We start from the raw sequence: 18,640 nt of genomic DNA, 5'->3' as shown, positions 1-18,640 counted from the left end.
GGAATCAAGGGATTCCTCGGGTCTATTCCGCCCCCAAACTGCAAATCCTGGGCGATTACAAGCGAGGCGCATGACCTTCGACGATCTGGGGCTGGGCCCCACACTTCTTTCAGCCGTCAAGGATGCCGGCTACGAGACGCCGACGCCGATCCAGGCCAAGGCCATTCCGGTCGCCCTGTCCGGGCGCGACGTGCTGGGCATTGCCCAGACCGGCACCGGCAAGACGGCCTCCTTCGTCCTGCCCATGATCGAGCGCCTTTCGCGCGGGCGGGCGCGCGCGCGCATGCCGCGCTCGCTCATCATCTGCCCGACGCGCGAACTGGCCGCGCAGGTGGCGGAGAATTTCGAGACCTACGCGAAGAACCACAAGCTGACGATGGCGCTCCTGATCGGCGGCGTCGCCTTCGGGCCGCAGGACAAGATCCTCGACCAGGGCGCGGACGTGCTGATCGCGACGCCCGGCCGCCTGCTCGACCAGTTCGAGCGCGGCAAGCTGCTGCTGACCGGCGTGGACATCCTCGTCATCGACGAGGCCGACCGCATGCTGGACATGGGCTTCATCCCGGACATCGAGCGGATCCTCAAGCTCCTGCCGCCACGCCGGCAGACGCTGTTCTTCTCGGCCACCATGCCCGACGAGATCACCCGGCTGGTGAACACCTTCCTGAAGGATCCCGAACGCATCGAGGTCGCCCGTCCGGCCCAGACCGCCGAGACGATCACCCAGTACATCGTGCGCATCTCCGACAAGAGCCCGGCGGCCAAGCGCGATGCGCTGCGCAAGGCGATCGAGCGCGAGGGCGTGAAGAACGGCATCGTGTTCTGCAACCGCAAGCGGGACGTGGACATCGTCGCGCGCTCGCTGCAGCGCCACGGCTTTTCCGCCGCGCCCATCCACGGCGATCTCGAACAGTCCCAGCGCACCAAGACGCTGGCCGACTTCAAATCCGGCGAGGTGCGCCTGCTCGTGGCCTCGGACGTCGCGGCACGCGGCCTCGACATCCCGGCGGTCAGCCACGTCTTCAACTATGACGTCTCCCGCAATGCCGACGACTATGTCCACCGGATCGGCCGTACCGGTCGCGCAGGCCTCAAGGGCGAGGCGGTGACCATCATCACGCCGGAGGACAAGAAGGCGCTCGACGCCATCGTCAAGCTGATCGGCAAGATGCCCGAGGAACTCGATCTCGGCGGCAAGCCGGCGAAGGCGAAGTCGGACAAGAGCCACAAGCCGGAAGAGTCCGAGAAGCCCGAAAAGGCGCAACAGGCCGAAGCGCCGGAAGCCCGGCCCGAACCCGAAGCCGAGCCGCGCGAACGGGAAAAGCCCCGCGAGAACGGCAAGCGCCGGTCGCGCGGTGGACGCCGCCGTGGCGAAGGCCGCGGCGAGCGCCGGGAGGAGCCCCGCGAGGAGCGCCGCCCCGAGCGCCGCGCGGAAACCGAAGAGGCCCGCGACGCGGCGCAGACCGCCGTGGGGTTCGGCGATCACGTGCCGGAATTCCTGCTGAGGTCCGCGCTGCGCTGACCGCGCCAAAAAAAAATAACCGCCGTTTACCTCATCTTTCCATCTCCCGGCTAACGCTCGGTCTCATGAAACGCACTCTCGGTCGAACGCCGCGGATGCACTGAGACGGGGATGGACACGTGAACGGCAGGCTGCACACATCTGAGGGCATCACCCTGGCGCAGAAGGCGCTCGAGCTGATGTCCACTCACGACATCGCCCCGACACCGCAAAACTATTCGGTCTGGATCGCCTACGCGTCCGATTCCATTCCCGAGCTCTGCGAAGCCCTGCAGAAGCAGATCGACCGGGGTGGCCCCATCGACGAGGAGTTCTGCGACGAACTCTACGACCGCTTCTTCACCTTCCGTCGCATCCAGGACGCCGTGCTCGACACCGGCGGCGCGATGAGCCGGGAACTCGGCGCGGTGGTGAAGACGCTCGAAGCCGCCGAACGCGACACCGCGGCCTATGGCGAGGCCCTCGCCGGGGCGAGCGGCCAGCTCGACAAGGCCACCGACGCCGCGACCTTCAAGAAGATGGTGGAAGGCCTGGTCCAGGCCACCGCGCGCATGCAGCGCCGGTCCCGCGACCTGGAAAAGCGCCTGCAGGAGACCACGCACGAGGTCGACCAGCTGCGCCACAATCTGGAAAAGGTGCGCGAGGAGGCGATGACCGACGCGCTGACCGGCGTGGCCAACCGCAAGCGCTTCGACGAGGCGATGCGCAAGGCGCGCCGCGCGGCCGAGCTGCAGGGCGAGGACTTCTCCCTCATCCTGTGCGACATCGACCATTTCAAGCGCTTCAACGACACCTGGGGCCACCAGACGGGCGACCAGATCATCCGCTTCGTGGCGGCCTGCCTGTGCCGGTTCTCCAAGGATTATCACGTGGTCTCGCGCTATGGCGGCGAGGAGTTCGGCGTCGTCCTTCCGGGGACCGATCTCGACGAGGCGCGCACCATCGCGGAAAAGGTCCGCTCCACGGTCGAGAGCAAGCGCCTGTTGCGCAAATCGACCAACGAGGATCTCGGCCATATCACCGTGTCGCTCGGCGTCTCGGAATATCACACCGGGGAATCGATCGAGTCCCTGATCGAGCGCTGCGATACAAACCTCTACAAGTCCAAGCAGTCGGGCAGGAACCGGATCACGGTCGATGCCGACACGCCGGGCGCCGAAGGCGGCGTGGCTGCCGCATAGCATTCGACTTAACACCGCGAAGGGCCGGGCCTAGTCTCCTCGCCTGGGGAGGATGGCCATGGCCCGAAAGTCACTGCTTCGCGGCGAGCGGAATTTTCGCTGGCGCAGCCCGAATGTCTCGCGCGTCGAGAATCTCTCCGACATCGTGTTCGCGCTCGTACTGAGCTTCGCGGCGGCGCAGAGCATTCCCACCTCCTTCGCCGACCTCGCCGACCTGTGGCGCGACGCCATCGCATTCGCAGCCTGCTTCGCGCTGATCCTGACGATCTGGCATACCCATCATGCCTTCTTCAGGCGCTACGAAATCGAGGATGCTTACACGGTCTTCCTCAATTCCGTTCTGCTCCTTCTGATCCTCGTCTTCGTCTATCCGCTGCGTTTGATGGCCGATTTCGTGGTCACATTCTATACTGGCGGTTATGAGCAGACGGGCGCGAACCCGGTGCTGAGCTTCGGCCAGGTCAAGTATCTCTACCTGATCTTCGGCAGCTTCTACATCGGCGTGCAGGTCATCTTCGCCCTGCTCTACGCCCACGCTCTGCGCATGGGCGCGGCGATCGACCTGAACTCGCGCGAACGCAGCTACACCCGGTACGAGATCGAGGTGGCATTGGGAATCGTCGCGATCACGGGGCTCGTCATCGCGCTCGCCTTCTTCGGTCCGCAGCCATGGTCGGCCATGTCCGGCGTGCTGTTCGCCCTGATCGTGCTGATCACCTGGGTTTGCGGCATACGCGCCGAACGCCGCCTCACCTCTTCCGGCGCGGGCGGCGTGACACCTTCGCTGTGAGCGCGACGTCGAGGGCGCGGCGCGCCCAGCGCCTGGCTTCGTCCGGATCGTCGAGCGCGGCTTCGGGCAGGCGCCAATAGCCCATCGCCACCGGCTCTGCGCCCTCGCGCTCGTAGATGAAGGGGCCCGACCCTTCCGGCTCCAGATCGGCGGCGAGCGCATCGTCGACCTTGATGTAGATCTGGTCGTCCGCGATCAGGGCGAACATGACGTCATCGGCATAGAGCCCGGCCCCGCCGAACATCCTGCGCGCCCGCACAGGGCCGATGACGGCGAGAAGCTCGCAGGCGAACTCGAGGTACTCCCCGGAGACCGCCATCACTTGCCCGCGGGCGGCGCGGTCTCCACGAAACTCTCGCGCCCGAACCATTTCTCGGCGAAGCCCGCGAGGCCCGGCGCGCGCGCGCGCCAGTCGAACTCGGGATATCTGAGATCGAGATAGCCCAGCGCCACCGCGACCGAGAGCGCGCCGAGATCGACGCTGCGCTCGAACTGGCCGCGCTCGGCCTCCAGCACGTCGACGGTGCGCGCGATCGCCTTCTCCCAGCGCTCCTGCCAGAAGGGATAGCGCAGGCTGGCGTCGCGGTTCATCTCGATGCGCCGGCCGACCGTGATGTCCATCAGCCCGTCGGCGATGGCCTGCTGGCGCAGCACCAGGACGCGGCTCTCCCCGCGCGCCGGGATCCAGAGCTCGTCGTTGAGCGTGTCGAGATATTCGCAGATCTGGGGCGAGCCGATGATGGACGGGCGCCCCTCGCGGGCCAGCGCCGGAACCTTGCCCAGCGGGTTCGCCGCGTGCAGCTCGCCGGGATCCTCGAACGGCACCGCCTCCACGAAATGCACCTTCGTCTCCAGCCCCTTTTCGAGGACCAGGGCCCGGCATTTGCGGGCATAGGGCGAGGTCGGGGAGTAGAACAGGCGCATGATCGGCTCCGGCAATCGGGATGGCCGGCTAAACCATCACAGCGCGCGCAGCGCGGCAAGCACGCTGATTATTCCTGCAGTTGAGCGGGAACCAGAGTGACGCTCTCGCCACAGCCGCAGGCATCGGTTTCGTTGGGATTGCGGAACACGAATTTCGAATGCAGCGCGGTGGTCTCGTAGTCGATCTGCGCGCCCAGCAGGAACAGCAGGGCTTTCGATTCGATCACGATCTCCACGCCCTTGTCCTCGACGCGCTCGTCGAGCGGCTCGGGGGCCTCGACATAGTCCATGACGTATTCCATGCCCGCGCAGCCGCCATTCTTCACGCCGACGCGCAGATAGCCCTTGCCGGAGCGCTCCATGAGCGCCTTCACGCGCTCGGCAGCGGCATCGGTGAGGGTCACGGCCTTGGGTCTGGGACGGCTCATCGGGGTGTCTCCTAGAGCATGTTCAGCTGCAGGCGGGCTTCGTCGGACATCTGATCGGGCGACCAGGGCGGATCGAAGGTCAGCGTGACGTCGGCGCGCTTGACGCCCTTCACCGTCTCGGCGGCCTCCTTCACCCAGCCCGGCATCTCGCCGGCGACCGGGCAGCCCGGCGCGGTCAGCGTCATCTCGATCTTCAGCGTGTAGTCCGGTTCGAGATCGACCTTGTAGATGAGGCCGAGCTCGTAGATGTCGACCGGGATCTCCGGATCGTAGACGGTCTTCAGCGCCGCGACGACCTCGTCGGTGATGCGCGCGATCTCATCGGCGGGAATCGCGCTCTCCGCCGCTTCGGGCCTGGCCTCTTCGCGCACGTGTGCAGCCTCCGGCTCGGGGCCGGAGAGATCGATCACGTCGCGGGCGGGTCTCTGGTCGTCCATCATCATTCCTTGCTCCTCTAGATGAGGAAGCTCCTGGCCTTGTTCAACGCCGCGATGAAGGCATCCACCTCCTCGGGCGTGTTGTAGAGGGCGAAACTCGCGCGCACCGTCGCGGCGACGCCATAGCGCTTCATCAGCGGATGGGCGCAGTGATGGCCGGCGCGCACCGCCACGCCGTACTTGTCCATCAGCTGGGCGAGATCGTGGGCGTGGGCGTTCTCCATCACGAAGGAGAGGATGGCGCCCTTGTCCTGCGTGGTGCCGAGAATGCGCACCCCGCCCAGCTGCGAGATCGCCGCCGTCGCCCGGTCCAGCAGCGCGTGTTCGTGCGCATGGACCGCCGCGCGATCCAGACCGGAAAGCCAGTCGATGGCCGCGCCGAGGCCGATCACCTCGGCGATCGCGGGGGTTCCGGCCTCGAACTTGTGGGGAACGTCGGCATAGACGACGCCGTCCTCGCTCACCTCTGCGATCATCTCCCCTCCGCCCTGGTAGGGGGCGAGCCGGTCGAGCCAGTCGCCGCTCGCATAGAGCGCGCCGACCCCGTTCGGCCCGTAGAGCTTGTGGCCGGTGAAGACGAAGAAATCCGCACCGATGTCCGAAACGTCGAGGCGCATGTGCACCGCCGACTGCGAGCCGTCCAGAAGGATCGGCACGTCGTTGCGGTGCGCGATCTCGACCAGCCGGCGGGCCGGGTTAACCGTGCCGAGCACGTTGGACATGTGCACGAGGCTCACGAACTTCGTGCGCTCGGAGAACAGGGCCTCGTAGGCCTCGAGATCGAGCGAACCGTCCTCCAGGACCGGCACCCATCTGATCACGGCGCCCTTGCGCTCGCGCAGGAAGTGCCAGGGCACGATGTTGGAGTGGTGCTCCATCTGGGAGAGGATGATCTCGTCGCCCTCCCCGATCTCCTGACCTATGGCGCTGGCGACGAGGTTGATCGCCTCGGTCGCACCCTTGGTGAGCACGATCTGTTCCTGCCGCTCCGCGCCCAGGAACGCCGCGACCTTGCCGCGTGCGGTCTCGAAGGCGGCGGTGGCCTCGTTGGCGAGGGTGTGAAGGCCCCGGTGCACGTTGGCGTAGGAGTGGCGCCAGACGTTCGCGACCGCCTCGATCACCGCTTCGGGCTTCTGGGCCGAGGCCGCGCTGTCGAGATAGACCAGCGGCCTGCCGTTGACCTCGCGCGAGAGGATCGGGAACTCGCTGCGAACGCCGTGCGGATCGAAGGCGGCCTGCGGTTTGGTCATGACGGTCATGCCAGCTCCCTCAGCCGCGCGCGCAGCTTTTCGGCGAAGTCCTCGGCGCGTGCCTCGTCGGCGATCTGTCCGAGCGGTTCGGCAAGGAAGCTCTCGGTGAGCACCGCGCGCGCCTGTGCTTCTGAAAGGCCGCGCTGGCGCATGTAGAAGAGCGCATCCTCGTCGATCGTGCCGAGCGCATTGCCGTGCGCGCAGACCACGTCGTCGGCGTAGATCTCCAGCTCCGGCTTGGCGTCGATCTCCGCGCCTTCGGTGAGCAGCATGCCGCGATGCTGCATCTCCGCATCGGTCTTCTGGGCCGGGCGCTGCACGGCGATCTTGCCCTGGAAGACGCCGCGCGCCCTGCCGGCCGCAGCGCCCTTGAACAGCTCTCGCGTGACCCCGTGCGGGCCGGTGTGGTCCACGAGCGTGGTCTGGTCGAGATGCAGGCTCTCGCCGAGCACATAGGCGCCGTTGAGGCTCACCTGTGCCCCCTCGCCGGGATGGGTGACGTGGGTTTCGAGCCGGGCGAGCCTCGCGCCGAAGCCGAGCGTGACTTGCGTGAACCTCGCCTCGGGCGCCAGCTCGACTCCGGACGTGACCACGAGGACGCCCTCCTCGGCCTTCACCTGCTCGATCGTGCGCGCGAGCGAGGCGCCCTCGCCCAGCCGGATCAGGAGGGAGAGATTGGCAAAGCTCGCGCCGTCCACGCGGTAGACCTCGTGCAGATCGGCCTTCGTTCCGGCCTCGACCTCGACCACGACGGTCTTGTGCACGGCACCCGATTTCGCCGCGAAATCGAGCGTCAAGGATGGCCTGTCGGATGTGAGCCGATAGATCGCGATGTCCCCGCCGAGCGCCGCGGCCAGCCGCGGCATGACGGCGCGCGGACCCTTCTCGCCGAACTGCGTCGTCGCGTCCGCCTCGCGCGAGGCGTCGAGCACGAGCTCTCCCGGCCCGGCGTCCAGGCGCGAGAGCGCGGCCTTGAGATCGGTCCACTTCCATTCCTCTACGCGCCGGTGCGGCAGGCCCTTCTCCTCGAGATGGGCCTTCAGCTCGGCGCGCCAGTCGCCGGACGCCTGCGGCAGGCGCGCGAGGAAGGCATCCTCCAGGGCCGTGAGTTTGACGTTTGCGGTCATGCCCTACGCGGCCTCGCTCGTGTACTTGTCATAGCCTTCGCGCTCGAGCTCGTGGGCGAGCTCCGGCCCGCCGCTCTTCACGATTCTGCCGTCGGACAGGATGTGGACCTTGTCCGGGGTCAGATAGTCCAGAAGGCGCTGATAGTGGGTGATGACGAGCATGCCGCGGTTCGGATCGCGCAGCGCATTCACCCCTTCAGCCACGACCTTGAGCGCATCAATGTCCAGCCCGGAGTCCGTCTCGTCGAGGATCAGGAATTTCGGCTCCAGCATGAGCGCCTGAAAAATCTCCATGCGCTTCTTCTCGCCGCCGGAGAAACCGACATTCACAGGACGCTTCAACATGTCGTTGGAAATGCCGAGTTTCGCAGCGTTTTCTCTTGCTGCCTTCATGAACTCAGGGGCGGAAATTTCCGCCTCGCCGCGCGCCTTACGTTGGGCGTTGGCCGCTTCCTTCAGGAAGGTCAGCGTCGGCACGCCGGGAATCTCGACCGGGTACTGGAAGGAGAGGAAGAAGCCGCGCGCGGCGCGCTCCTCCGGCTCCATCTCGGTCAGGTCCTCCCCCTGGAACTCGACCGTGCCGTCCGTGACCTCATAGCCTTCCCGGCCGGTCATCACATAGGACAGGGTCGACTTGCCCGACCCGTTCGGGCCCATGATGGCATGCACCTCGCCGGCCGGCACTTCGAGGCTGACGCCTTTCAGGATCGGCTTGCCCTCGCCTTCCTCGGCCTCGACGCGGGCGTGGAGATCGGTGATCTTGAGCATTCTTCTTGTCCTCTCTTAACCCACGGAACCTTCAAGGCTCACCTTCAGAAGGCTCTGCGCCTCGACGGCGAATTCCATCGGCAGTTCCTGGATGACCTCGCGGCAGAAGCCGTTGACCAGCAGGGCCACGGCCGCCTCTTCGCCCAGCCCGCGCTGGCGGGCGTAGAACAGCTGTTCCTCGGAGAGCTTCGACGTCGTCGCCTCGTGCTCCAGCGTCGCCCTCGGGGTCTTGGCCTCGATATAGGGCACGGTGTGCGCGCCGCACTCGTCGCCGATCAGGAGGGAGTCGCACTGGGTGAAATTGCGCGATCCCGTGGCATTGCGGTGGATCGAGACGAGGCCGCGATAGGTCTGGTCGGAGCGCCCGGCCGAGATGCCCTTGGCGATGATCCGCGACTTCGTGTTCTTGCCAAGATGGATCATCTTGGTGCCGGTATCGGCCTGCTGGCGTCCGTTGGTGACCGCGATCGAGTAGAACTCACCCTGCGAGTTGTCGCCGCGCAGGATGCAGCTGGGATACTTCCAGGTGATCGCCGAGCCGGTTTCCACCTGCGTCCAGCTGACCTTGGAATTCCTGCCGCGGCAGTCGGCGCGCTTGGTCACGAAGTTGTAGACCCCGCCCTTGCCCTCGGCATCGCCCGGCCACCAGTTCTGCACGGTGGAATACTTGATCTCGGCATCGTCCAGAGCGACCAGCTCGACCACGGCGGCGTGCAGCTGGTGCTCGTCGCGCATCGGCGCGGTGCACCCCTCCAGATAGGAGACGTAGGCGCCCTCGTCGGCGATGATCAGGGTGCGCTCGAACTGGCCGGTGCCCTGCGCATTCATGCGGAAATAGGTCGACAGCTCCATCGGGCAGCGCACGCCCTTGGGCACGTAGACGAAGCTGCCGTCGGAGAAGACCGCGCTGTTCAGCGTGGCGAAGAAATTGTCGGTCGGCGGGACGACGCTGCCGAGATATTTGCGCACGAGCTCGGGATGCTCCTGCATCGCCTCGGAGATCGACATGAAGATCACGCCGGCCTTCTTCAGCTCCGCCTTGAAGGTGGTCGCGACCGAGACGGAATCGAACACCGCGTCGACGGCGACGCGCGGCTTCTCGCGCGCTTCCGCGGCGGTCTTGTCCTCGGCCCCTTCGACGCCGAGCAGGACCTCGGCCTCGCGCAGCGGGATGCCGAGCTTCTCGTAGGTCTCGAGCAGCTCCCTGGGCACCTCGTCGAGGCTCTTGTATTTCGCACCGGCCTTCGGGGCCGCGTAATAGATCGCGTCCTGGTAGTCGATCGGCGGGTAGTTCACCTTCGCCCAGTCCGGCTCCTTCATCTTCGTCCAGCGCCGGTAGGCATCGAGGCGCCAGTCGAGCATCCATTCGGGCTCGTTCTTCTTGGCCGAGATGAAGCGCACCGTGTCCTCGGACAGGCCCTTGGGCGCGTATTCCTGCTCGATCTCGGTCGTGAAGCCGTACTTGTACTTGTCGGACTCCAGCTTTTTGACGTCTTCGATCGTTTCTTTCACTGCTGGCATGACCAACCTTCCTTTCTAGCCGGCGGCGGCGAGTTTCGGTCGCGCCCTGGCCCGGGCCTGAAGCCACGCATTCGCGAAGCTTTCGGCCTCTTCGAGTGTATTGCCCGGCCCGAAGCTGACGCGCAGGGCGCTCGCCGCTTCCTCCGGGCTCGCGCCCATAGCTTCCAGGACGCGCGATTTCCTCACCTTGCCGGAGGAACACGCTGCCCCGGCACTGACCGCGAAGCCGGCAAGGTCCATGGCGATGACCTGGATCTCGCTGTTCCAGCCCGGCGCGGACAGGCAGAGCGTGTTGGGGAGCCGCTCAGCCCTTTCGCCCCAGATCTTCACGTCCGCCGCGGCCGCCTTGATGATCTCCTCGGCCCGGTCGCGCAGCGCCCTGACGTGCGCGGCCTCCTGCGGCGCGGCATAGGCGGCTTCGACCGCGGCTGCAAACCCCGCGATGCCGCCGACATTCTCCGTGCCGCAACGCCGGCCCTTCTCCTGCCCGCCGCCATGGAGCAGCCGGCTGACCGGCGCGTCGCAGGCGAGCGCCAGCGCGCCCACGCCCTGCGGCCCGCCGACCTTGTGCGCGGAGAAGGCGGTGTAGTGGGCGAGCGTTCCGGCGACGTCGTAATCGATCTTTCCGAGCGCCTGCACGGCGTCGACATGGAACAGCCCCTCGGCCTCGGCGACCAGGCGGCCCGCAGCCTCCACCGGCTGGATCACCCCGGTTTCGTTGTTGGCCGCCATCAGCGAGACGAAGGGTACGCCGTCGGCCGCGTTCCAGTCCTTCAGCCGGTTCTCCAGCCAGGACAGATCGGCGACGCCGTCGGCCGTGACGGGCAGGATCTCGACCGGCAGGCCGGTGGCCCTGGCCGCATCCATCACCGCATCGTGCTCGATCGCCGAGACGATGAGGCGTTTGACGCCCGCGTCCTTCGCGCTGAACAGGGCGAGATTGTTCGCCTCCGTCCCGCCGGAGGTGAAGACGATGTCCTCGGCGCGCGCCCTGACCGCCCGCGCGATGATCTCGCGCGCGCGCTCGACCAGCGCCTTCGCGGCGCGCCCGGCGCCATGGACCGAGGACGGGTTTCCGGTCCGGGCCAAAGCCTGCATCACCGCGTCGAGGGCTTCGGGCCGGATCGGCGCGGTGGCGTTATGATCGAGATAGACCGTCACTACTCGGCCGCCTCGAGCGCCAGCGCCCCGGTGCCTGCCTGACTCGCGCGCGCCGCGCCGAGAACGCGGCGTTCCAGCACGTCCTCCAGCGTGACCCCGGACAGGAAGAGATGGATGTGGCGGCCGAGTTCGTCCCACAGATCGTGGGTGACGCAGCGCCGCCCGCCTTCCAGGCAGCCCTTCGCGGCGGTCTTGCAGCGGGTCACCTTCACCGGCTCCTCCACCGCCATCATGATGTCGGATATGCGCGTCTCGCCGGTCGGGCGGGCAAGGCGATAGCCGCCGCCCGGACCGCGCACGGACTTCACGACGCCGGCCTTCCTGAGCTTGGCGAAGAGCTGCTCGAGATAGGACAGCGAGATTTCCTGGCGCGAGGCGATGTCGCCGAGCGGAACCGGACGGTCCTTCGAGGCCTGCGCCAGGTCGACCATCGCCATCACGGCGTAACGCCCCTTGGTGCTGAGTTTCATGGTTCTTCCTCCCTCCCCGGGATAATGAACTTCGACGCCGATGCGCCATCACACTCGCTTTGGCGCAGGCCCTTGTGTTAGAAGGCCCGCTCGCCGCACCGAACCACAGCGCGGAGGGTGAGATAGGTTTCCGAGCGGAACGGTCAAGAATTCGGCTCGCATCGAGCTTCTAGGGGACCAGCACGCGGAAATCAATTCCAACCTCCACACTCAGGTATTCATCACAGGACACGATTTCAAACCCATGCCTGACGTCATCATCAATGGCCCGGCGGGCCGTCTCGAAGGCAAGTACAGCCCCGGCAAGGAAGCAGGCGCGCCGGTCGCGCTGATCCTGCACGCCCATCCGCGCGGCGGCGGGCACATGGAAACGCCCGTCAATCTGATGATGTACGACCTGTTCAAGCAGCGCGGCTTTGCGGTGCTGCGCTTCAATTTCCGCGGTGTCGGGCGCAGCCAGGGCGTCTACGACCAGGGCTATGGCGAGCTGTCGGATGCCGCGACCGCCCTCGACTGGGCGCAGGCTCACAATCCCAACGCCGCCTATTGCTGGGTCGCCGGGCACAGCTTCGGGGCGTTCGTGGGCATGCAGCTGCTGATGCGCCGCCCCGAGATCGCCGGCTTCATCTCCGTCGCCCCGCCGACCAACATGTACGACTTCACCTTCCTCGCCCCCTGCCCGGCCTCTGGCCTCATCGCGCATGGCGAGGCCGACGCGATCGTGCCGCCCGACGAGATGGAGCGCGTGATGAGCAAGGTGCGCGTGCAGAAGGGCATCGAGATCGAGCGCGAGATCATCCCGGGCGCGTCCCACCTCTTCACCAATCACGTCGAAGAGCTCGAGAAGTCGATCACGCGCTATCTCGACAGGCGCCTTGCCCAGCTCGACGCGCCGCCGATCGAGAGCAAGGACAAGAAGAAGCGCTGATCAGCGCGGCCGCACCACGCGGCCGCCGCTCATCGGTTTGTCCACTCCCGTGGTGCCGGGAAAGCTGATCGGCAGGCCCTTCATCGTCCTCGCCGCGAGATAGGCGAAGGCCTCGGCCTCGATGAGATCGCCGCGCCAGCCCACGGCCTCGGCCGCATGGACGCGGATGCCCGCGGCCGTCTCTATGAGGCTGAGCAGGGTACGGTTCCTGCGCCCGCCGCCACACACGACGAGGCGCTTCGGGCGCTCCGGCAGGCGGTCGAGCGCGAGCCCGACCGTGCGCGCGGTCAGCACCGAGAGTGTCGCCGCCCCGTCCTCGGTGGACAGGTTGCGCACCGGATCGAGCGAGAAGTCCCAGCGGTCGAGCGATTTCGGCCCGTCCTGTCCGAAATGGGCATGGTCGAGATAGTCGGCCAGCGCGCCCTCATGCGGCCGGCCCTGCGCCGCGGTGGCGCCATCGGTGTCCATCGCCGTGCCGGTGCGATCCTCCATGAACGCGTCGATCAGCCCGTTGGCCGGGCCGGTGTCGAAGGCGATCAGCGCGCCGCGCGCGTCGACATGGGTGATGTTGCCGACCCCGCCGAGATTGAGCACGCCTATGGGGCGCTCGAGGCCGGCCGCCTCGATGAGAGCGGCGTGATAGACCGGTGCGAGCGGGGCGCCCTGCCCGCCGGCCGCGACATCGGCGCTGCGGAAATCGAATGCCACCGGACAGCCGAGCGCATCAGCGAGCGCCTGTCCGTCCCCGATCTGGCGGGTGCGGCCGGGACGGGTCCCGGACGGGGCGCGGTGCAGCACGGTCTGCCCGTGAAAGCCGACCAGGTCTAGCGTGTCCGGAGCCAGCTTCGCCGCATCACAGACGGCGCGCACCGCCGCCTCGTGGGTGCGGGTCAGGACCGCCTCGGCATCGGAGAAATCCGGCTCGGCGCCCTCGAAACTCCAGGCGCGGGCCGCTTCGACGGCGCGCGCGAGCACGGCGCGCTCGTCCCTGGTGTAGGGGCGCTCCAGGCCCGGACCGAAGCCGAGGATGCGCTCCCCGTCGGTCTCGATCAGCGCCGCATCGACCCCGTCGAGCGAGGTCCCGCTCATCAGGCCGACGATCCTCATCGGCCCTCCTCGCCCGGCGGGCCAGGCTCCTCCGGCTCGGCCGGAGCGTCGGGAATCTCGACCGGAACATCCTCGATGAGGTCTTCCGCGCTGCTCGCCTCGGCCTCGCGCGCCTCGCGCCGCTGGGCCTCCAGCGCCTCCAGCTCGCGCGCCGCCGAGGTGCCTTCGAAGATGCGCCGGAACACTCCCGGCGCGAGCGCCGAGAGCGGGTTGGCAGTCACCCGGGTCGCCTCGAACGGACCTTGCACGGAGAAGGTGACGCCGATCACGCCCTCCCCGCGCCGCGAGGTCAGCAGCTCGCCGACGACCGGCAGTTCGCCGAGCACGGAATTCATGCCGTAGGAGGGCAGCAGGGTGCCGTCGAGGGTCATGCGCCGGCCGGACAGGTCGACGACGCCGTTCCACGTGATGCCGAGCGCAGGCCCGGCAACGCGCGCATCGCCCATCTGCAGCACGCCATCGTTCCAGACATAGTCGGCCTCGAGCCGTTCGAAGACGAGACCCTCGCCGCTGACCAGACTCGCCAGCCCCTCGAGGGATCCCGCGGCCAGGATGCGTGCGAGCAGCGGCATCTGCTCCAGCGTGAAGGCGCCGACCTCCACGCGTCCGCGCAGGGGGCCCTCCTCGCCGAGAGGCGGGGCTTCCCCGCTCAGGCGCAGCACCCCGCCGCGGGCATTGTCGAAGCCGGCGAACGCCTCGAGGAGCGCGCCGGCATCCGCGCCCTCGGCAGCGAGGATGCGGCCGCCCTCGGCCGAGGGCGCGAAGCGCAGGTCCACCGGACCGGCCTGCGTGCGCCCGGCGAAGAGGAAGCGCTCCACGCCTTCGGGCCGGGTCACGAGACGCAGCTGCACGCCCTCGAAGTCCACGGAGCGAAGGGTGACGCTGTCGATCTCGGCCTCGAGGATCAGCGGCAGGCCGGCAGGCTCGGCAGGCCCCGCCTGCTCGAAGGAGAGCTGGGGAAGCTGGTCGAGGAGATCGCCAGCCGTGAGGAACGGACCGCTCGCGCGCAGCAGAAGCGGACCCTCGGGGCCTTCGGGCCGGCCCGCCTCCACCGCGAGATCGAGCAAATCCTCCACGAACACGCGCCGGGCGGAGGCGGAAAGCAGCCGGCCGTCCGCCGCGAGTTCCGCGCTCGCCGCGAGCGCCGCATCCGGCGCCTGGGCGGTGAGGTCGCTCAGAAGGATCGAGCCGTCCTCCTCGAACGCCACGGTGAAGGCTGCCGCCGCGGGCACGCCTGAAGGCTTCGACCAAAGCGCGCCCGGCAGGGCGATCGCTGTATCGGCGAGGTCCATCGACAGGGCGATCGTGCGGAATTCGAAACCATTGCCCGACAGGCGCGCATCGATATCGGCCGGCCCGTCGAGGAAGCGCCGCACCGGCAGGCCGAGGCGGTCGAGCGTACCCGGATCGGCGCGGGCGGAGACGCTGATGAGCGTGCTGTCGGCTCCCTCCCCTGCATTGAAGTCCTCTTCCCAGCGGATGTCGGCGCGCGCGCCGGCGAGCTCTGCGACCCCGGTGCCGACGAGCCGCGCGGCGTCGGCCTCGATCAGCACGGTCCCATCGGTGAAGCGCAGATCCCCGACTCCGGCGGGACCGGCGACGCCGGTGAACTCCGCGCCGATGTCGAACTCGACATCCTCCACCGGCACGTCGCGCAGCATGGGGCGGCCGATCTCGAAGCGGATGCTGCCCTCGCCCTCGAAGCTCGCCGGGTCGATGCCGTAATCTGTGGCGAAGCCCAGCGGCTCCTCGTCCAGGAGGGCGATGAGATCGGCGGCCTGGCCACGGCCGGTACCGCCGAAGCGCGCCATTGCGCCTTTCGGGTTCAGCTGCGGGGCGCGCACGAAGATCGTGTCGGCGATGAGATCCCCGATCCGTCCGCCGGTTCCGTCCAGTACGAGCGAGTTGCCCAGCAGCTCGCCCGTCCCGGACAGGCCGCGCAGCGGCGTCATCGTCGAGACGTAGCGCACGTCCGCGTCGTGGAAGTGGAAGGACAGACTCAGCGCCTCGTCCTCGATGAACTTGCGCGCCAGCCCCTCGGCGGGGACATCCATGAACAGCTGCGCGTCCGAGAGCCGCCCGCCGAGCACGGAATCGCGGATCCAGTCGCGCGCGCCGAGCGCGAAGTCGACCGGCCAGAACCGCAGCACGTCCTCCTTGCCGATATTGCCCCGGATCGGACCTTCGAGGCGCAGGTTGGGCAGGAGCCGATCGTTGATGATCTCGAAGGACACGGCGCCGGTGAAGGCGGCCTCGGCAATGTCGAGTTCGATATCGAGCCGGTCGAAGCCGATGCGCACCGACTCGCGGTCGAGATCGCCCTGCGCCGTCACGGCCTCCCAGCGCAGCGGCTCGGGGAAGACGCCTGCGAGATCGAGCCGGCCCGGCCCGGAGACCAGCTCATAGCGCGCCCGCGAGGGCAGCGCGTCCTGGTAGCCGGCAAGGTCGGTGATCGCGCCGGACAGGTCGAGCTGGAGCAGTTCCGACTGCAGGCGCAGGGCGCTGACATCGATCCGGGCAGCCTGCGTGTCGTAGGCCAGACTCGCCTCGCCGCCCTCGACGGGGAACACGCCGCGCGGGCTGCGCCAGTGCCCCGCTCCGAGATCGAGTTCGAGCAGCGCGCTCCGCAGGCCTGCCTCGCGCGAGGCGTCGATGACGAGATCGAGATCGACGGGAGCCTCGATCCCCGACAGCGCGGCAAACGCGCCGCGGCGCGGCGCGACGCTCGCGGGAACCAGGCCGCGTATCCTCAGGTCGACGAACAGCGCCTCCAGGCCGCGATCCGCGACCAGACCCAGCGCGATCGGCGTCTGCCCTGCCGAGGAGAGCAGCGTGCCCGACAGGTCTGCATCGATCCGGTCATTCGCGAGATCGACGCGCGCGCGGGCACCTTCGAAGAACAGCGCCGTGTCGGTCACCGCGTCGAGCACGCGGATATCCGCCCCGCGCAGGTCGACCCGCACGAGGCGCGACAGCGTGTCGCCCGCACCCCCGCCCTGGGCGTCTGAGAGCAGGCGCTCCCAGCGCTGCGTATCGGCCCCGCCGGCGCCGAGACGGCCCGGCCGGCCGAGCCCGGCCGCGAGACTGCCATCGGCGTGCCTGACCAGGGAAAAGGAGCCGCCGTCCGCGGCGACCATCACCGGTGCGGCCCTGCCGATCAGGAGCAGATCGAGGGCAAAGCCCGCCTCGATCTCGCGCGCGGCCGTGAGCAGCGCCGTCTCCTCGTACACGCGCACGTCGGAGGCGGTCACGACGATGGCGGCGAGGTCGGGATCGTAGCGAAGGGTGAGCTGACCGATCTCGGCCCGCTCGGCCTCGAAGGCCTCGGCGAGCATGGCCGTCACGTTCGGGCGCAGCATCTCCAGAGGCACGGGTCCGCTCGCGAGCCGCCAGAGCACGACGGCGCCCGCGAAGAGGGCGAGCGCGAGCAGCGCCGCGATCGCCTCGAGCGTATAGAGCAGGGCCAGCCGGGCGGTCCGCTTCATCATGCGCGCTCATCCCCGCGCAGAAGAGTCAGGTGCGGGGCTGGACCCCGGCGGCCGCCCTGCCACATTACGCCACGACCGCGCGGGAGGGCCCGGCGGCTGCAAATCTGGGAGGCATCGATGAGCGAACTTGCAAGGGGCGACAAGGCTCCGGACTTCTCCATGCCGGTGGACGGCGGCGGGACGGTCTCGCTGGACGATCTGAAAGGCAAGACGGTGGTGCTCTATTTCTATCCGAAGGACGACACGCCGGGATGCACGAAAGAGGCCATCGGTTTTACAGAGAAACTCGGCGAGTTCGAGGCGCAAGGTGCAACTGTCATCGGCGTGTCGAAGGATCCGGTCAGCAAGCACGACAAATTCAAGGACAAGCACGGGCTGACGATCACCCTGGCCTCCGACGAGGACGGCGATGTCGCCGAACGCTACGGCGTGTGGGTGGAAAAGAACATGTACGGACGCAAGTACATGGGCATCGAGCGGGCGACCTTCCTGATCGGGCCCGACGGCAGGATCGCCCAGGTCTGGCGCAAGGTGAAGGTGCCAGGCCATGCCGAGGCGGTGCTGGAGGCCGTGAAATCGCTGTGAGCGCACCGGAGCGTCAGGACGTGCGCGCCGCCGCGCTGGGCGTGCTGAACACGTCCGGGCCCGCCGCAAAGGCCGGCGAGGCGCTGCGCGTGGCCGAGGCCTGGCGCCGGGGCGCGCTCGCCCTGCCCTCGTCCTGCCCGCTCGACCTTCCCGAGCGCCCGGCCCGGCCGGCGCGGCCCGAACTGGTGCCGCCCGGACAGGTGCCGCGCCGGCGCCTGAACGGCCAGGCCGGGCGCTTCGCCCTGATGCATGCGGTAGCCCATATCGAGTTCAACGCCATCGACCTCGCCTTCGACATGGTGGCCCGCTTCTCCGGCGCGTCCGATTTCGACACGCTCGACCGGCGGACCTTCGTCTCCGACTGGATCGGGGTCGGCGAGGACGAGGCGCGCCATTTCGAGATGATCGAGCAGCGCCTCGCCGAACTCGGCGGAGCCTATGGCGACCTGCCGGCCCATGACGGGCTGTGGGGCGCGGCCACCGCCACGAGCGACGACGTGCTCGCGCGCCTGGCGATCGCGCCGCTGGTGCTCGAGGCGCGCGGGCTCGACGTTACCCCGGGCATGATCGAGAAGCTGAAGAGCGCCGGGGATCGCGAGAGCGCGGCGCGTCTCGAGGTGATCTACCGCGAGGAGATCGGCCACGTCGCGGCGGGGGCACGCTGGTTCGAGCGCGTCTGCGGCGTGCGCGGGCTGGATCGGGTGAAAACTTTTCATCGCATGGTCGAGACCCGCTTCAAGGGCGGGCTCAAGCGGCCCTTCAACGCGAAAGCACGCGAGCGTGCAGGGCTTTATCCGGACTTCTACGAACCCATAGCGCCCTGAGTTCCCGTCCGCCCCGGCAATCTATGGTGACCAGCCCCGGCCGGCACGGCACTGCGTTTGCATTGTCTTCATTGATCACTCCCACATTCTTGTGTCAGATACCGGCGCTTGAGGGGTCAGGGACAGACA

At 68.0% G+C, this 18,640-nt stretch carries 18 protein-coding genes; 6 read left to right on the top strand and 12 right to left on the bottom strand.

The window, feature by feature from the left end:
* The first annotated feature begins 70 nt into the window (after nt 1-70).
* The 3 genes from JW792_RS03370 to JW792_RS03360 all read left to right on the top strand — a co-directional run bounded on the left by JW792_RS03370 (nt 71) and on the right by JW792_RS03360 (nt 3,493).
* A complete protein-coding gene (locus JW792_RS03370) occupies nt 71-1,522 on the top strand; it encodes a DEAD/DEAH box helicase (RefSeq protein WP_135994080.1) in 1,452 nt (483 codons plus the stop codon).
* Nucleotides 1,523-1,641: 119 nt separating this feature from the next.
* Nucleotides 1,642-2,703 (top strand): GGDEF domain-containing protein, encoded by a 1,062-nt coding sequence (locus JW792_RS03365; RefSeq protein ID WP_135994081.1) that lies wholly within the window; start codon nt 1,642-1,644, stop codon nt 2,701-2,703.
* Between the two features lie 58 nt (nt 2,704-2,761).
* Nucleotides 2,762-3,493 (top strand): TMEM175 family protein, encoded by a 732-nt coding sequence (locus JW792_RS03360; protein ID WP_158291491.1) that lies wholly within the window; start codon nt 2,762-2,764, stop codon nt 3,491-3,493.
* On the opposite strand, the gene JW792_RS03355 is transcribed toward JW792_RS03360, so the two are convergent.
* The 10 genes from JW792_RS03355 to JW792_RS03310 all read right to left on the bottom strand — a co-directional run bounded on the left by JW792_RS03355 (nt 3,453) and on the right by JW792_RS03310 (nt 11,579).
* The gene (locus tag JW792_RS03355; protein WP_135994083.1) at nt 3,453-3,812 is read right to left on the bottom strand and encodes a TfoX/Sxy family protein; all 360 of its coding nucleotides are present in this window, start codon (nt 3,810-3,812) and stop codon (nt 3,453-3,455) included. The genes JW792_RS03360 and JW792_RS03355 overlap by 41 nt on opposite strands.
* Nucleotides 3,812-4,417, bottom strand: coding sequence for a glutathione S-transferase (locus JW792_RS03350; protein WP_135994084.1), 606 nt, complete (start codon nt 4,415-4,417; stop codon nt 3,812-3,814). Before JW792_RS03350 ends, JW792_RS03355 begins: the two co-directional genes overlap by 1 nt.
* A gap of 68 nt (nt 4,418-4,485) precedes the next feature.
* Nucleotides 4,486-4,845, bottom strand: a complete 360-nt coding sequence (locus JW792_RS03345; RefSeq protein ID WP_135994085.1) for a HesB/IscA family protein — start codon at nt 4,843-4,845, stop codon at nt 4,486-4,488.
* 11 nt (nt 4,846-4,856) lie between these two features.
* Entirely contained in the window at nt 4,857-5,285 is a 429-nt protein-coding gene (locus JW792_RS03340) for an SUF system Fe-S cluster assembly protein (RefSeq protein WP_135995210.1), read from the bottom strand.
* Nucleotides 5,286-5,299: 14 nt separating this feature from the next.
* Nucleotides 5,300-6,541, bottom strand: coding sequence for a cysteine desulfurase (locus JW792_RS03335; protein WP_135994086.1), 1,242 nt, complete (start codon nt 6,539-6,541; stop codon nt 5,300-5,302).
* Complete coding sequence (gene sufD, locus JW792_RS03330) at nt 6,538-7,659, bottom strand: Fe-S cluster assembly protein SufD (RefSeq protein ID WP_135994087.1); 1,122 nt, start codon at nt 7,657-7,659, stop codon at nt 6,538-6,540. The genes JW792_RS03335 and sufD overlap by 4 nt, the downstream gene beginning before the upstream one ends.
* A 3-nt stretch (nt 7,660-7,662) precedes the next feature.
* A complete protein-coding gene (sufC, locus tag JW792_RS03325; protein WP_135994088.1) occupies nt 7,663-8,427 on the bottom strand; it encodes a Fe-S cluster assembly ATPase SufC in 765 nt (254 codons plus the stop codon).
* Nucleotides 8,428-8,442: 15 nt separating this feature from the next.
* A complete protein-coding gene (gene sufB, locus JW792_RS03320) occupies nt 8,443-9,948 on the bottom strand; it encodes a Fe-S cluster assembly protein SufB (protein WP_135994089.1) in 1,506 nt (501 codons plus the stop codon).
* 15 nt (nt 9,949-9,963) lie between these two features.
* Complete coding sequence (locus JW792_RS03315; RefSeq protein ID WP_135994090.1) at nt 9,964-11,109, bottom strand: cysteine desulfurase family protein; 1,146 nt, start codon at nt 11,107-11,109, stop codon at nt 9,964-9,966.
* Nucleotides 11,109-11,579 (bottom strand): Rrf2 family transcriptional regulator, encoded by a 471-nt coding sequence (locus tag JW792_RS03310; RefSeq protein WP_135994091.1) that lies wholly within the window; start codon nt 11,577-11,579, stop codon nt 11,109-11,111. The genes JW792_RS03315 and JW792_RS03310 overlap by 1 nt, the downstream gene beginning before the upstream one ends.
* Before the next feature lie 244 nt (nt 11,580-11,823).
* On the opposite strand from JW792_RS03310, the gene JW792_RS03305 reads away from it, so the two are divergent.
* On the top strand, nt 11,824-12,507 hold the full coding sequence (locus tag JW792_RS03305; RefSeq protein WP_135994092.1) for an alpha/beta hydrolase: 684 nt from the start codon (nt 11,824-11,826) through the stop codon (nt 12,505-12,507).
* Here JW792_RS03305 and JW792_RS03300 read toward each other — a convergent pair whose 3' ends face one another.
* Together JW792_RS03300 and JW792_RS03295 are read right to left on the bottom strand one after the other, a co-directional pair.
* On the bottom strand, nt 12,508-13,614 hold the full coding sequence (locus JW792_RS03300; RefSeq protein ID WP_135994093.1) for an anhydro-N-acetylmuramic acid kinase: 1,107 nt from the start codon (nt 13,612-13,614) through the stop codon (nt 12,508-12,510).
* A complete protein-coding gene (locus JW792_RS03295; protein ID WP_135994094.1) occupies nt 13,611-17,102 on the bottom strand; it encodes a DUF3971 domain-containing protein in 3,492 nt (1,163 codons plus the stop codon). Before JW792_RS03295 ends, JW792_RS03300 begins: the two co-directional genes overlap by 4 nt.
* Nucleotides 17,103-17,219: 117 nt before the next feature.
* Here JW792_RS03295 and bcp point away from each other — a divergent pair, with 117 nt between their 5' ends.
* Nucleotides 17,220-17,687, top strand: a complete 468-nt coding sequence (gene bcp, locus JW792_RS03290; protein ID WP_135994095.1) for a thioredoxin-dependent thiol peroxidase — start codon at nt 17,220-17,222, stop codon at nt 17,685-17,687.
* Nucleotides 17,684-18,511: a ferritin-like domain-containing protein gene (locus tag JW792_RS03285; RefSeq protein WP_241095047.1), complete on the top strand. Its 828-nt coding sequence runs from the start codon at nt 17,684-17,686 to the stop codon at nt 18,509-18,511. The genes bcp and JW792_RS03285 overlap by 4 nt, the downstream gene beginning before the upstream one ends.
* Nucleotides 18,512-18,640: the final 129 nt, after the last annotated feature.

The organism is Marinicauda algicola, from assembly GCF_017161425.1.
GTDB lineage: Bacteria > Pseudomonadota > Alphaproteobacteria > Caulobacterales > Maricaulaceae > Marinicauda > Marinicauda algicola.
Note: the sequence above shows the minus strand (reverse complement) of the source record. Positions and strands in the feature narration are given on the sequence as shown.